This window comes from Methylobacterium sp. 2A, from assembly GCF_009806555.1.
In the GTDB taxonomy this organism is placed as follows: Bacteria; Pseudomonadota; Alphaproteobacteria; order Rhizobiales; family Beijerinckiaceae; genus Methylobacterium.
The window spans coordinates 57,672-72,188 of the sequence record NZ_VUOK01000003.1; the positions used below are offsets into that span (position 1 = coordinate 57,672).

Below are 14,517 nucleotides of genomic sequence, written 5' to 3' on the forward strand. Positions count from 1 at the left end.
CGAGAAAGAGAGAGGGCCGCTCACACTTCCTTCAGGTGGAAGAGGCGGTGTCCGTCGAGGAAGGTCTCGAACCCGTCCGGGACCACGAAGGTGGTGGCGTCGGATTCGATGATCGCCGGCCCCTTGATGCGGTTGCCCGGCCGCAGGGACTCCATTCGGTAGAGCTGCGCGTCGACCCACCGCTTCCTGCGGTAGAACTTGCGCTGACCAAGGACGGCCTCCTGCGGCGGCGTCTCGCCCTCAAGGTCGTCCTTGGGGATTTTCGGCTTCGGGATCGGCACGGTGCCGCGCATGATCGCCCCGGTCACCGAGTAGCCGAGTTCCGGCGATCGGGCGGAGGCGGCGTAGACCCGCCCGTAGGTCGCGTTGAAGGCCGCGACGAGCGTGTTCCAGTCCTCGGCGCTCTGGGCCGCCGGGATCGGGGACTCGATTTCGAGGTCGTTGAGCTGGCCGCGGTACTGCATGCGGTAGCCCGGCTGCAGCGTGACGTCGGCCGCGTCGTAGCCGTTGAGCTTGAATTCCTCGAGGACGTTGTGGGTGAGTTCCTCCCAGGCACCCTGGAGCGTGCGGGCGGCCGCCTCGCCCTGTTCGGCCGAGGCTTCGGGCGCGAGATTGATGTCCAGCGACTTGTCGTAGCGGTATTCGAAATCCGCCGCCGCGCAGCCGAAGGCCGAGAAGCCTGCCGCCCAGGCAGGTACGATCACGTCCTCGAAGCCGAGACCCTCGGTGTAGCCGTAGGTGTGGACCGGGCCGGCTCCGCCATAGGAGAAGCAGACGAAGCTTGTCGGGTTGTAGCCCTTGCCCGAAATCATTGAGCGCAGGTAATCCCGCAGCTCGGAATCGAGGAGTTCGATCACACCTGCCGCCGCATCCTCGACCGAGAGTCCGAGCGGGTCGGCGAGCTGCGCCTTGATGGCCTCGACCGAACGCTGCCGGTCGAGCTTGACCGCACCGCCGAGGAAGTTGTCCGGGTTGAGGTAGCCAAGCACCATGTGGCAGTCGGACACCGTCACCGTCTCGATACCGCTCTCCTTCCAGCACACGCCGACGCGGTAGCCGGCCGAGTCCGGCCCGAGCTTGATCGCCTTGGTGTAGGGGTCGAGGCGGATGAACGAGCCGGCCCCGGCCCCGACCGAGTCCATCGCCACGAGCGGCAGCGACAGGACGAGACGCGCCATGTCGGGATCGTTCTTGATGGTCAGCTCGCCCTGCGTGATGAGCGCGACGTCGAACGAGGTGCCGCCGATGTCGGAACAGGCGATGTTGGTATAGCCGAGCACCTCACCGAGATATTTCGCGCCGATCACGCCGCCGATCGGCCCGGAGACGATGGTGCGGGCGAGTTCCTTGGCCTTCCACGAGATCGTGCCGCCATGGGTCGCCATGACCCGGAAGTCGAACTTGGTCCCGTGCTCCTTGAAGGCGTCGGAGATCTTCTTCAGCGTCTGGCGGGACGGTTCGGCGGCATAGCCTTCCAGGATGGTGGTGTTGGTGCGGTGGGTTTCCTTGCGCACCGGGTAGTAGTCGGCGGAGGCGAAGACCGGGATCGCCTTTCCGCTCCTGCCGATCTCCTCCAGCACGATGTCGCGCACGCGACGCTCGTGGGTGGGGTTCTTGTACGAGTGCAGCAGGCTGATGACGATGCCTTCGACATCGGCGGCGATCAGCTCCCGCGCCGCCTCCCGGGCACTCTCGTCCCGCAGGGGGATGACGACGGTGCCGAACATGTCGATGCGCTCGACCACCCCGCGGGTCAGGTTGCGCGGTACCAGCGGCGGGTCGTAGCGGTGAGTGTTGAGGTGGATGCGGTCCTCGTAAGCGTATCCGAGATAGCACTGGATCGCCCGCCCCATGCGGTGGAAATCCTCCATGCCGCGGTTGACGATGAGGCCGCAGCGCAGACCCTTGCGCTGCACCACGCGGTTCAGCATCGCCGTCCCGGAATAGACGCCGGTCTGCAACTGGCGGAGCGCATCCTCCAGCGACAGGCCCCAGGTCCCAAGCCCATCCTGGCTCGAGGCGATGAGGCCGAGCGCCTCGTTCTGCGGGGTGGATTGAGCCTTGCCGACGACGAAATCGCCGTCCGCATCGACGAAGAAGGTGTCGGTCATGGTGCCGCCGGCATCAATGCCGAGCACCTGAACGCTCCTGATGTTGTGAGGCTGAACGTTCACAAGTTCCCTCCATGTGATCCGAAGTCTTGTCGGGCTTCGCATCCAAGAAGGGGCAGATGCCGTGCCAGCGGCTCAGCGATTTTGCATTATGATGCAGATCAATGACTTGCCGCAGGTGCGCAGGCATCATTGTGCGGCGGCACACGTCCGAAATTCGGACGCTCGTTCGGCCGTTGTCGGACGGTTCGAGCAGGATCCTGCGGCGTCGGGGTTTCACCCCGACACCCCACCAAAGGGATGATCCCTTTGGAATCCACCGGAGCGTACCGAAGACGGCGCTAGGAACGGGCGCTGGAGCGAAGGCCCAATTCGGCGAGGCGCAGATAAAGGGTCGACCGGGCGATCCCGAGCTGCCGGGCCGTCTCGGTCACGTTCCCGCCGCAGGCGTCGAGCTTGGCAAGGATGGCCGCCCTCTCGATGGCGTGCAGGTTGGACGAGGATGCGTCGGCGCTGCGCGCGGCGATCACGGACGCTCTCGGCAGGTCCGGCAGATCGGCCTCGGTGAGTTCGTCGTCTCGCGCCGCCATCGCGACGGCCGCCTCCAGGACATTGCGCAACTCGCGCACATTGCCTGGCCAAGGATGGGCCAGGAGGGTCGCTTCAAGCGTCGCAGTGAGGCGTGGGACCTTGCGCCCGAAGCGTTCGGCGGCGTTGCGTATGAAGTGACGGGCCAGCAGGAGCACGTCGGTGCCGCGTTCGCGGAGGGCCGGGATGCGCAAGCGAACCGCCGCGATGCGATAGAACAGGTCGCGACGGAAACGCTTCGCCTCGATCTCCGCCTCCAGGTCCCGATTGGTCATCGAGACGAGCCGGAAATCGACCGTGCGCCCCTCGTGGCTTCCCAGCCGGTAGACGATCCCGTCTTCGAGCACGCGCAGCAGGTAGGCCTGGAGGTCGAGCGGCATCTCGCCGATCTCGTCGAGGCAGAGAACCCCGCCATCCGCCTGCTCGATCCGGCCCGGGCGCCCCTTCTCGTCAGCGCCGGTGAAGGCGCCCCTGACATAGCCGAACAACTCGCTTGCCACGAGGTCGCGGGCCATGCCGCCGCAATTGAGGGGGACAAACGGCCCGTCCGGCGTGCGAGCCTGCTTGATCGCCCGGGCGAACAACTCCTTGCCGACGCCGGTCTCACCCTCGATCAGGACGGGCAGGGGAAGGGTCGCGAGCCGTCCGGCGCGCTCCTTGACCGCCCGCATGGCCGGGCTGTCGCCGATGATCGCGTCGAAGCTGACGGACCGCTCGCCCGGCGCTACCTTGAGCGGTGCGGTGCGGTTCGAACGCCGCGGGCCGGTGCTGGCGTGGCGGCCATGCAGGACGATCAGGCAGCCGATCGCCTCTCCGTCCTGGCGGACCAATTCGAGGCTGGCTTGCGGGAAGCGCCGGCGGCAGTTCTCCGCCCAGGATTCGGGTTCGGCACCGTCGATGCACGCGCGCGCGTCCTGCTCCAGGCTCGCGCCCGCATCCAACCGCCGCCGCGCCTCCTCGCTGGCGTGGACCACGGTGCCCCGGTGATCGAGGACGAGGATCTCATCACTGAGCCAGACCGAGCGTTTCGAGACGAAGTGCAGCAGGAGCAGGGCATGCGCCGCCTCCCGGCCGTGGCCGAGGGACACCTCGATCTCGCGGGCCAGAGCGGCCGCGAAGGCGAGGCTCTGAGGATGGAATCGGTCGGCGGGCCCGGAGATGTCGACGATGCCGAGCAGAGCCCGGTCGCCCGGGTCGTGAATCGGTGCGGCGGCGCAACTCCAGCGCTGGACGTCCTGGCAGAAATGCTCGGCCCCGTAGATGCAGATGGGGCGCCCGAGCGTCAGCGCGGTGCCGATGGCGTTCGTGCCGATCAAGGCCTCGTTCCATCGGCCTCCCTCCTCAAGGTGGTTCCGCCGGCCCTCCTCGACGACCCGCCGGTCTCCGGCCGCGTCGATGATGAGGCCTTGCGCGTCGGTGAGCAGCACCATCGAGGCGGCGTCGGAGAGGAGGTGGGAGGAACGCTGAAGCGTCGGCCTCGCAACACCGAGAAGCTGCCGGTTCCGGGACTTCAACCTGAAGAGTTCGGCCTCACCGACCCGCGGCGCTTCCGACAGGCGATGCCACACGCCCTGCGAGCGACACCGCACCCAGGATTCCGAGACCGCCTGAGGAGGGCCCTGCACCAGCCGACCCTCCGAGAGGAACGTTTCCCAAGCCAGACGGATGGCCCGCTGTCTGTGCATCGGCGTTTTCCTCCGAGCCGAAGCACCGTGTCTCTGCGTCCATGGGCTCCGGCTTCATCCCGAAATTAGCACCTGCTGCCGGGAAAGGGACACGGCGACCGACGGCAATCCTCGACGCTGATCGCGGCGCAAAGCAGGCCCTCAGAGCCTGTTTGAGCGCCTCTGCCGGCCGTCCCCCTCTGTCTCGTGTGCGCACACGAATTTCGCCTGGCGGGGCGGATTGGAGAGCAGATGTGGACGGACCGACATCGGACTCGTCACGAAGCGCGCCTGAAGGACATGGTGCTGCAAGCGGGCTTGGACGAGGTGGCTCGCCTCTTGGAGCGCGCGGATCCGCCGAGCTGTCCGGCGGCTACACCGGCGTATCACGCGCTGGCAGGGATCGCCTGGCACCTGCGGACGGGCGGAGGGCGCTGCCTGCGGGCTTTCCGCCGTGGCGCACGGCCTACGGCTGGTTCCGATTCGGGATCGACAAGGCCCGTTCGAGAGCCTGTTGCGGGCTCTGGCCGCCGGCGGCGGCGGCGTTGCGGATGCCGGTCGGAGCCACGGCTGGCGATCATCGACACGCAGAGCGTCAAGGGCATCGGGGTGCGCGGACCGCGCGGCTACGATGGCACCAAGAAGGTCGTCGGGCGCAAACGCGTGGTCCTGGTCGATGCCGAAGGCCATGTTCTGGCGCTCGCCGTCGTGCCGGCCGACGTGCGGGATCGCGATACCCTGTCCGCCCTCGAGGCCGGCAAGGAGCAGCGGCCCAATCTGCGCTTGGCCATCCTCGACGGTGCCTTCACGGCCGAACGCTGCCGGGAATGGTGTAACATCCACGGCCTGCGCCACAGCGTCGTCGAGAAAGACCCGGATCAGAAGGGCTTCGTCGTGCTGGAGCGGCGCTGTCGTGGATCCTTCGACAGGCGCAGGATGAGGGGTGAATCGCGCCGAGTTTCCCGAAGGCCTTTGAGTTTGGCTCAGGCCGCCAAGGCTTGCACCTCGGTCTGAGCAAAACAGGCCAGGCCGCCGCTGGACCGGGGATCGTGGTGCGGACCTTCCTGCCGCGCACGATGCCCTGTCGCCCCATGGCCTGCATCAGCCGAGCCACCTGCAACGGGCCACCGTGATCCCGTCCCGGCCGAGCTGCCGCCAGACCGTGCGCACGCCGTAGATGCAGAAGTTCGCCTCGAACACGCGCCGGATCTCGACCATCCGCGCCGCATCCGAGCGAGCCCGAGCCGGCAGCCTGCCAGGATCAGCCCGCCACGCGGCATGGGCGCGATAGGTCGCCGGGGCGATCGGCAGCACCCTGCAGATCGGCGTCGTCCTGAGCCTGTCGAAGGATCCAGCGCCAGCCCTTTTAAGGTGTTTGGACTAGCTGCGAAAATCGCAAGTCGTGGCTCTAACATCCTGAAAGAGCACCGCCTTTTCCCCTCCCCCTTGTGGGGAGGGGCCAGGGGTGGGGGTGGTGCAGGATGAGGCGCAGCGGTGCCGTCTGCACCACCCCCACCTCCAACTCCTCCCCACAAGGGGGAGGAGAGTGCGCTTGGCCCCTGTCTCGTTGCTTCCGCAAACACCTTAAGAGCCTCTCACAAAACTCCCGCTGCGCTGTCGCGGCCAGAGGGAAATATCCGGTGCTCGGGAGTTTTGTGAGGAGCTCTAAAAGGGCTGGATCCAGCGCCTTGATCCGCTCCCGCTCATCCGTCGTTGGTCCAGCCCGCTGGCCCTGCTCCCGCTCGGCTTGCCGGACCCAGTGCCGCAGCGTCTCGCCCGAACGACCGATCTGGGAAGCGACCGAGCGGATCGCCGCATATTGCGAGCCGTGCTCGCCCTGGTGGTCAAACACCATCCGGCCCGCGCGCTCGCGAACTCAGGTGAAAAGGGTAAGCGGCGTTTCGTCAGGGCTCCATCCTCTCAGGAGTTGGAGCCTCCGGGAAACCCGGCGCGGTTCAACTCCCACTGTGCTGTCTTGTCCCGAGGAAAAACTCCCAGTGGCCCAAACTTTTATGAGGAACTCTCAGCCTCTTCCGCCGACTCATCGGGTGACGATCCGTTGAGGGCGTGATCCACCGAGGGGCACGTCCGGCCGTCAGCGACATCAGTATCATCATGCGGGCCGCCCCTACGCTAACGTACCGCAGCGCCGGTGGAACACGGGTTCTGCAAATCGTGAACGGGACACGTCCCGCCCCAGAATTTCGTCGTGCGGATCCTCAAAGGCGGCCCCCGGGCCGGAAGGCATGGGCGGCGTGGCGGGCGGGGAGCCGGTCGCCCAGGCCGAAGAGCTTGCGCCGCAGCGATCCGGGCGCGTAGGCGGTCTTGTACAGGCCCCGGTCCTGAAGCTCGGGGATCACGAGGTCGATGAAATCCGAAAAGCTCTCCGGCACGACGATCCGGCTGAGGTTGAACCCGTCCACCTCGCCGTCCTCGATCCAGGATTGCAGCTCGTCGGCGATGGAAACGGCATCGCCCGTCAGCACGGCGTAACGCCCGCCGAGACCCATCTCAGCCAGGAGGTCGCGCTTGGTCAGCCCGCGTCTGGCGGCCGCCGCTGTCGCCGACTGGATCGCGTTGCCGGGGGCGTAGGGGATCGGCTCGTCGAGGCCGTAGCGGGCGAAGTCGATGCCCGTGGAGGCCGAGAAATGCGCGAGCCCGGCCTCGGCGCTGGCGTAGCGCATGTATTCGGCGCGCTTGTCCTCGGCCTCCGCGCGGGTGCGGCCGGGGATGACCGCGATGCCGACGAACACCTTCACATCCTGCGGGTCGCGTCCGGCAGCCGCGGCCTCGGCGCGGATCGCGCGGACGGCCTCCCGGGCCGACGCCTTGTCCCGGGCCGAGATGAACACGCATTCGGCGTGCCGACCCGCGAAGGCCCGGCCCCGGCCGGAGGCCCCCGCCTGATAGAGAACCGGCGTCCGCTGGGGCGAGGGCTCGCAGAGATGATAGCCCTCGACCGCCAGGAATTCGCCGCGGTGGGAGATGGGCCGGATCTTCGCCGGGTCGCTGAAGACGCGCGCCGCCCGGTCCCGGCGCGCCGCGTCATCGTCCCAGCTTCCCTCCCAGAGCTTGTAGAGCACCGCCAGGTATTCGTCGGCGTAATCGTAGCGCCGATCATGGGCCGGGAGCGCTTCGCCCCGGCCGCGATGGGCACTCTCCAGATAGCCGGTGACGATGTTCCAGCCGACCCGGCCGCCGGTGAGGTGGTCGAGCGTCGCGAACCGCCGGGCGAAGGTGTAGGGCGCCTCCGCGAAGACGTTCACGGTGACGCCGAAGCCCAGATGCTCCGTCACCGCCGCCATGGCGGGGACGATGAGCGTCGGGTCGTTGACCGGCAACTGCACGGCCTCCCGCGCGGTCACGTCGATGCCGCCGCCGTAGATGTCGTAGACGCCGAGGATGTCGGCGATGAACAGCCCGTCGAACAGGCCGCGTTCCAGGAGCTTCGCCTGATCCGTCCAGTAGCCCAGCGTGTTGTAGGCGCTGGATTGGTCGCGCGGGTGGGTCCACAGACCGTGATTGATGTGGCCGACGCAGTTCATGGTGAACGCGTTGAGGCGGATCTCCCTGCGGGGCGCCGTCATCGCGCCCGGAGCCTGCGCACCACGCTGTCGCCCGCGAACTGCACGCAGCAGACGAGGACGATCAGGATCGCGATCACCACCGACATCACCGTCGTGTCGAAGCGCTGGTAGCCGTACCGGATGGCGACGTCGCCGAGCCCGCCGGCGCCGACCGCGCCGGCCACCGCCGAGGCGCCGATCATCGCCACGACCGTGATGGTGAAGCCGCCCACGATCCCCGGCAGGGCCTCGGGCAGGAGGACGTGGACGAGGATGTGGCGGCGGCGGCAGCCGATGGATTGCGCGGCTTCGATCAGCCCGGGATCGACCTCGCGTAAGGAGACCTCGGCGATCCGCGCGAAGAACGGCGTGGCGCTCACCGCGAGCGGGACGATGGCGGCCCAGACCCCGATGGTGGTGCCGACCACGAGCCGGGTGAACGGGATCAGCGCCACGAGCAGCACGATGAAGGGCACGGCGCGGAAGCCGTTCACCACGAGGCCGACGAGACGGTTCGCCCGCGGCGCCGGGAAGATCCCGCCGGGCGCGGAGGTGACGAGGAACAGCGCGATCGGGAGGCCGGCGAGCACCGCGATCGCCGCCGAGACGCCGACCATGAACACCGTATCGAACGCCGCCTGCCAGAGGCGGTCAATCATCTGCGGCGACATAGCCGATCCCCTCGACGGTTTCCCCGATGGCCCGCAGCCGGGCTTCCGCCTCCGGCCCCGCGGCGATGAGCAGGCGGCCGACCGCGTGCCCCTGGATGCGCTCGACGCCCGCCTGCAGGAGCTGCACGGGCCCGCCCGTCGCCGCGACGAGGGCCGACAGGTCGGGCGGCGTCCGCCCGGAATAGGTGATCCGCAACACGGCCCTGGCGCCCGGCCGGGGATGCGGCGAGAGCCGCTCCGCCAGCTCGTTCGGCACGTCGCGGGTGAGGGGCGCGAGCAGCGCCCGCGTCGCCGGGTGCTCCGGCGCGCCGAACACGCGCCAGACCGGCCCCGCCTCGGCGACCCGCCCGGCTTCCAGCACCACGACGTCGGTGCAGATCTCGCGGATCACGCTCATCTCGTGGGTGATCAGGATGATGGTCAGGCCCAGCCGCCGGTTGATGTCCCGCAGCAGGTTCAGGATCGACAGGGTGGTCTCCGGGTCCAGCGCCGAGGTCGCCTCGTCGCAGAGCAGGATCTCGGGATCGCTCACCAGGGCGCGGGCGATGCCGACGCGCTGCTTCTGCCCGCCCGACAGGCGGGACGGATAGGTCCCGGCCTTGTCCTCCAGGCCGACGAGGCGCAGCGCCTCCTCCACCCGGCGGGCGATCTCCGCCTTGCCGACCCCCGCCACCGTGAGCGGCAGGGCCACGTTCTGGCGGATGGTCTTCGCCGAGAGCAGGTTGAAGTGCTGGAAGATCATGCCGATGCGGCGGCGCAGGGCGACGAGGCCATCCGTGCCGAGCGCGGCGATCGGTTCGCCATCGACCAGCACCCGGCCGGATGTCGGCTCCTCCAGGCGGTTGACGGTGCGGAGCAGGCTCGACTTCCCGGCCCCCGAGCGGCCGATGATGCCGAAGATCGCGCCGGACGGAACGGCGAGGCTGACATCGTCGAGCGCGCGGACCTCGCCGGCCGCGGAGCGATACGTCTTCGAGACGTTCTCGAACCGCACGGTGCCGGTGCCGCGCCCACCCACCCGGGCGGCCGGGATCGCCTGCGGATCCACCGCCGCCGAAACGGCCGGGCGCGCCGCGCCGAGACTGTCCAGAGCCAGGATCGCCATGATCAGTTCTGCCACGCCAGCAGGTACAGCTTGTCGCTGCCGGCGAAGGAGGCGTGGATCTGCTTCTTCACGGCCTCGGAATTCTGAAAGATCTGCACGAATGTCCTGATCGCTGGGTCGTCCTTGCGCGACGCCTTGGCGACGAAGCTCACGGCGAACAGCTTATCCTCGATTCCGGAATAGATCAGCCCGCTCGTCGGATCGAAGGTGCCGGCGGCGACGATGAAATGCGGGTAGCCCTGCGCGAGATCGACATCGCCGGTGATCCGCACCAGTTGCGGCCCCTCGACCTCGGTGAAACGCAGCTTCTTCGGATTCTCGACGATGTCGTCGACGGTGCCGAGGAAGCCGACATTCTCCTTGAGCCTGATGAGGCCGGCTTTCTGGAGGAGCAGAAGGCCGCGCCCCTGATTGACCGGATCGTTGGCGATGGCGACCTTTCCGCCGACCGGGATCTGATCCAGGCTCTTATGCCTGAGGGAGAACAGCCCGATATTCTGCAGGATGCCGAGCCCGACGATCTCGAACCGGTAGCCCTTCTGCTTCGCGGCGTTCTCCAGGAAGGGGCGGTGCTGGAAGAAGTTCAGGTCGATATCGCCGGCATCGAGGGCGACGTTCGGCGTCGTCCAGTCGCTGAACTCGATCACCTTCACGTCGATGCCCTGCGCCTTGGCCTCCGCGGCGGCCGCGGTGATCGCGTCGCTGTAGGCGCCCGGCACGGTCCCGATTTTGAGGGTCTCCGCCCGGGCCGCCACCGCGCCGAAAGCGAAGAGCGCGAGGGCGATGGTTTTCAGAAGGTGCATCGGTCGTGGACTCCGGTCTCCCGGCTCAGTCGAGCCACGGGAGCGTGTAGAGGGTCGGGTTGTGGGCGAAGGCGGCGTCGATCTTCGCACGCACCGCCGGGGACGTGTGGTAGAGGTCGATGAACTGCCGGATCTCGACCGAGTCCGCCCGGTCGGCGCGGGCGACGAAGCGGATGGCGAAGGCCAGATCACCCACGCCCGAATAGGTCAGGGCCCGCCCCGCGAAGTCGCCCCGGCCCGCATTGACGTAATGGGCCGGATAGCCCTGAGCGAGATCCACATCCGCGACGGCGCGGACGAGTTGCGGCCCCTCGATCTCGACGAAGGCGAGCTTGCGCGGGTTGGCGGCGATATCGTCCAGGGTCGCCTTCGCGCCGGCACCGTCCTTCAGGGTGATCAGTCCAGCGGCGGCGAGCAGGGCAAGGCCGCGACCCTGGTTGACGGGATCGTTCGCCACCGCGACCCGGGCTCCGACCGGCAGGTCGGCGAGGCGGGCGTATCGCTCCGAGTAGAGGCCGATATTGGGGAGGAGGCCGAGCCCGACGCTTCTGAGCTTGAAGCCGTTCTGCCGGACGGCGTTGTCCAGGAAGGCCTGGTGCTGGAAGTAGTTCAGATCGAGGTCCCCGGCCTCCAGGGCGACGTTGGGCGTCGTCCAGTCGCTGAACTCGACCACGCGCACGGAAAGGCCCTTCGCCTTCGCTTCCTGCGCGGGGACGAGGATGGAATCGGCGAGGGCACCGGGGGTCACCCCGATCCGCAGCTCCGCCCTTGCGGGTGCCGCCGCGAGCACCGCCACCAGCAGCAGGGCCAGCAAGGACGCGATGCGGCGGAAACGCAACGTCATCGGGGGGCAGGTCATCGGGAGGCAGGTCATCGGGGGGCAGGTCATCAGGGGGCAGGTCATTGGGCCCTCGTCAGCACAGGATCGGTCGGCGCCTCCCCGCGGGGACGTCATTCGGTGGTTGCAAGGGTTCTACTTCGACCCGGCGCCGTTCGACATGCCAAAGTTCTTCGCAACGACAGAGTAATGATCTCCACGGCGTCGAAATAAGAGGACGACGCAGCATTCTGCCTGTCCGGACTCCGGCACGGGCCGCCGGCTTCGTGCCGAGGACGAGCCGGTCAGGCGGGGCGGACGGGGAGGACCGAGCCGCGGTAGCGGGTGCGGATGAACGCCGCGACCTCGGCCGAGGTCAGCAGCGTTCCGAGGCGCAGCACGCGCGGATCCCTCGCCAGGGCCTCGGTCGTGACAAGGACGTTCGCGTAGGGATTGCCCTCGGCGCGTTCGAGCGCCAGCGCATCCCGGGCGGGCTCCAGCCCTGCTTCCAGGGCGTAATTGCCGTTGATCACCGCGAGCGCGACGTCATCGAGCGAGCGCGGCAGTTGCGGCGGCGCGATCTCGACGAAGCGGAGGTTCTTCGGGTTCTCGACGACATCATCCAGGGTCGCGTTCACGCCCGCATCCTTCGCCCGCAGCCGGATCAGCCCGTTGGCTTGCAGCAGCGACAGCCCGCGGCTGGTGTTCGAGACGTTGTTCGACAGGGAGACGACACCGCCGGCCGGCAACGCGTCCAGCGTCTTCACGCGGCGGCTGTACAATCCGAGCGGTTCGATATGCACTGCCGCCACGACGGCGAAGCGCACGCCCATGGCGGCTTCTTCCGAGCGGAGGAAGGGCACGTGCTGGAAGAAGTTGGCGTCGGCATCGCCGTCCTGCAGCAGGGCGTTCGGCCGGAGATCGCCCGAGATCTCGATGATCTTCAGCGGCAGATCCGGGGCGAGCTTCTGGGCGACGAAGTCGAGGATCTCCGCATGCGGTACGGACGAGGCCACGACCCGCAGCGGCCCCGTGGCGGCACGCGCCGGTCCGAGGCCCAGCACGAGGACGCCGGACAGGAAGACACGACGGGTCGATGCAGGCACGGCGCGCGCTCTTCGAAGTCGGTTTGAAGATGAAAGTTCATCTTCGTATCTCGAAATCAGATGCCGTGAGCAAGAGTATCGATTGTCGAATTTCTGCGTGTCCGAAGATCATTATTTCAACGTCCCGCGATCGGACGATGTCAACGTTCTTCCGGCGCAGGGCCGGCGCGGATCGGCCCCTTATGGGAAGAACCGGTTCCCCGGCCGGGGCAGGCCGAGATGGTCCCTCAGCGTCGCGCCCGCGTAATCGCGGCGGAACAGCCCCCGGCGCTGCAATTCCGGCACGAGGCGGTCGACCACGTCGTCGAGCCCCTCCGGCACGAAGGGGAACATCACGTTGAAGCCGTCGCAGGCGCGGGTCTCCAGCCATTCCTCCATCCGGTCCGCGACCTGGGCGGCCGTGCCGACCATCTGCAGCCCGCCATAGCCGCCGACCTTGCGGGCCAGCTCGCGGACCGTCGCGCCGGAGCGGCGCGCGTAGTCGACGATCTGCGCCTGTCCGCTCTTGCTGGCGTTGGTCTCGGGGATCTCCGGCAGCGGCGCGTCGAGGTCGAAGCCGGAGGCATCGACGCCGAGGCGCACCGACAGGTTGGCGAGCCCGCTGTCGGGATGGACGAGGTCGTCGAGGCGGGCCTTCTTGGCCCGGGCCTCGTCCTCCGTCTCGCCCAGGAAGACGAGGCAGCCCGGGAGGATCTTCAGGTGCTCGGGATCGCGCCCGGCCGCCGGCATCCGGCCCTTCACGTCGGCGTAGAAGGCCCGGGCCGCCTCCGGGGTCGAGGCGGCGCCGAACACCATCTCGGCGGTCTCGGCCGCGATCTGCTTGCCCGCCTCGGAGGCGCCGGCCTGCACGATCACCGGCCAGCCCTGAACCGGCCGGGCGATGTTGAGCGGACCCTTCACCTTCAGGAATTCGCCCCGGTGATCGAGCACGTGCATCTTCTCCGGATCGAAGAACAGCCCGCTCTCGGGATCCATCAGGAAGGCGTCGTCGGCGAAGGAATCCCACAGGCCGGTCACGACGTCGAAGAACTCGCGCGCCCGGGCGTAGCGGGTGGCGTGCTCCACATGGGCGTCCCGGCCGAAATTATGGGCCTCGTCGGGGTTTCCGGAGGTCACGAGATTCCAGCCGGCCCGGCCCTTCGAGATGTGGTCGAGCGAGGCGAACTTGCGGGCGACGTGGTAGGGCTCGTTGTAGGTGGTCGAGGCGGTGGCGATCAGGCCGATCCGCTCGGTCAGCACGGCGAGCGCCGGCAGCAGGGTCAGCGGATCGAACGACGTGACGGTGGCCGAGCGGCGCAGAGCCACTGGGGGCATGTTCATCACCGCCAAATGGTCGGCCATGAAGAAGGCATCGAACTTCGCCGCCTCCAGCCGCCGGGCGAAATGCGCCAAGTGCTCGAAGTTGAAGTTCGCGTCCGGGTAGCCGCCCGGATAGCGCCACCACCCGGTATGGATCCCCACCGGGCGCATGAAGGCGCCGAGATGCAGCTGACGGTCCCGGCTCATCGATGCCGCCTCCGATATCTTACGGGTGCTTGTGAATCGGATCGACCCAGTAGACCGTCTCGGGCGCCTCGGCGGCCTCGACGTCGGGCAGGTTGACCACCACCGCCTCGTTGTCCGAGCGCACCAGCACGCAGTGCAGCGGCTCGTCGGTCGAGGCGTTGATCTCCTGGTGGGGCACGAAGGGCGGCACGAAGATGAAGTCGCCGGGGCCGGCCTCCGCGACGTATTCCAGCCGCTCGCCCCAGCGCATCCGCGCCCGGCCCGAGACCACGTAGATCACGCTCTCCAGCTCGCCGTGGTGGTGGACGCCGGTCTTGGCGTCGGGCTGGATCGCCACCGTGCCGGCCCAGATCTTCTGCGCGCCGACCCGGGCGGCATTGATCGCCGCCTGCCGGAACATGCCGGGCGTCTGCGCCGTGTTGGAATCGAGCCGGTCGCCCGGGATCACCCGCACGCCGTCGTGCTTCCAGCGCCCGGAGGCGCCGTTGTCGTGGGTGTGGTCATGGGCATGGTCCTGCGCAGGATCGTGCGGGTGGCCATGATCGTCGCCGTGGTCGTGCATGTCGGGTCCTCCAGCGCC

11 protein-coding genes and 2 pseudogenes are annotated in these 14,517 nt (G+C 68.2%); 1 reads left to right on the forward strand and 12 read right to left on the reverse strand.

Annotation, left to right across the window (positions count from 1 at the left end; translation table 11 throughout):
- Positions 1 to 20 precede the first annotated feature (20 nt).
- Together FVE89_RS00495 and FVE89_RS00500 are read right to left on the reverse strand one after the other, a co-directional pair.
- Positions 21 to 2,174: a hydantoinase/oxoprolinase family protein gene (locus FVE89_RS00495; protein ID WP_160532308.1), complete on the reverse strand. Its 2,154-nt coding sequence runs from the start codon at positions 2,172 to 2,174 to the stop codon at positions 21 to 23.
- A gap of 278 nt (positions 2,175 to 2,452) precedes the next feature.
- A complete protein-coding gene (locus tag FVE89_RS00500) occupies positions 2,453 to 4,384 on the reverse strand; it encodes a sigma-54-dependent Fis family transcriptional regulator (protein ID WP_160532309.1) in 1,932 nt (643 codons plus the stop codon).
- Positions 4,385 to 4,972: 588 nt separating this feature from the next.
- Between FVE89_RS00500 and FVE89_RS31615 the strand changes: the two genes are divergently transcribed.
- Positions 4,973 to 5,377: a transposase gene (locus tag FVE89_RS31615; protein ID WP_342389771.1), complete on the forward strand. Its 405-nt coding sequence runs from the start codon at positions 4,973 to 4,975 to the stop codon at positions 5,375 to 5,377.
- A gap of 4 nt (positions 5,378 to 5,381) precedes the next feature.
- Here FVE89_RS31615 and FVE89_RS00510 read toward each other — a convergent pair.
- The 10 genes and pseudogenes from FVE89_RS00510 to FVE89_RS00555 all read right to left on the reverse strand — a co-directional run.
- A pseudogene (locus FVE89_RS00510) lies at positions 5,382 to 5,689 on the reverse strand (IS3 family transposase); the annotation flags it as partial.
- A gap of 352 nt (positions 5,690 to 6,041) precedes the next feature.
- Positions 6,042 to 6,271: pseudogene (locus FVE89_RS00515) on the reverse strand (transposase); the annotation flags it as partial.
- Between the two features lie 311 nt (positions 6,272 to 6,582).
- A complete protein-coding gene (locus tag FVE89_RS00520) occupies positions 6,583 to 7,950 on the reverse strand; it encodes an LLM class flavin-dependent oxidoreductase (protein ID WP_160532311.1) in 1,368 nt (455 codons plus the stop codon).
- Positions 7,947 to 8,600 (reverse strand): methionine ABC transporter permease, encoded by a 654-nt coding sequence (locus tag FVE89_RS00525; protein ID WP_160532312.1) that lies wholly within the window; start codon positions 8,598 to 8,600, stop codon positions 7,947 to 7,949. The genes FVE89_RS00520 and FVE89_RS00525 overlap by 4 nt, the downstream gene beginning before the upstream one ends.
- Positions 8,581 to 9,705, reverse strand: coding sequence for an ATP-binding cassette domain-containing protein (locus tag FVE89_RS00530; protein WP_160532666.1), 1,125 nt, complete (start codon positions 9,703 to 9,705; stop codon positions 8,581 to 8,583). The genes FVE89_RS00525 and FVE89_RS00530 overlap by 20 nt, the downstream gene beginning before the upstream one ends.
- Before the next feature lie 2 nt (positions 9,706 to 9,707).
- Positions 9,708 to 10,508: a MetQ/NlpA family ABC transporter substrate-binding protein gene (locus FVE89_RS00535; RefSeq protein ID WP_160532313.1), complete on the reverse strand. Its 801-nt coding sequence runs from the start codon at positions 10,506 to 10,508 to the stop codon at positions 9,708 to 9,710.
- A 25-nt stretch (positions 10,509 to 10,533) separates the two neighbouring features.
- Positions 10,534 to 11,352, reverse strand: a complete 819-nt coding sequence (locus tag FVE89_RS00540; RefSeq protein WP_202130501.1) for a MetQ/NlpA family ABC transporter substrate-binding protein — start codon at positions 11,350 to 11,352, stop codon at positions 10,534 to 10,536.
- A 278-nt stretch (positions 11,353 to 11,630) separates the two neighbouring features.
- Entirely contained in the window at positions 11,631 to 12,431 is an 801-nt protein-coding gene (locus FVE89_RS00545; protein WP_342389772.1) for a MetQ/NlpA family ABC transporter substrate-binding protein, read from the reverse strand.
- A 180-nt stretch (positions 12,432 to 12,611) separates the two neighbouring features.
- Positions 12,612 to 13,937: an LLM class flavin-dependent oxidoreductase gene (locus FVE89_RS00550; RefSeq protein ID WP_160532315.1), complete on the reverse strand. Its 1,326-nt coding sequence runs from the start codon at positions 13,935 to 13,937 to the stop codon at positions 12,612 to 12,614.
- 19 nt (positions 13,938 to 13,956) lie between these two features.
- Positions 13,957 to 14,499 carry a cupin domain-containing protein gene (locus FVE89_RS00555; RefSeq protein WP_160532316.1) on the reverse strand — a complete coding sequence of 181 codons (543 nt, stop codon included), beginning with the start codon at positions 14,497 to 14,499 and terminating at the stop codon, positions 13,957 to 13,959.
- Positions 14,500 to 14,517: the final 18 nt, after the last annotated feature.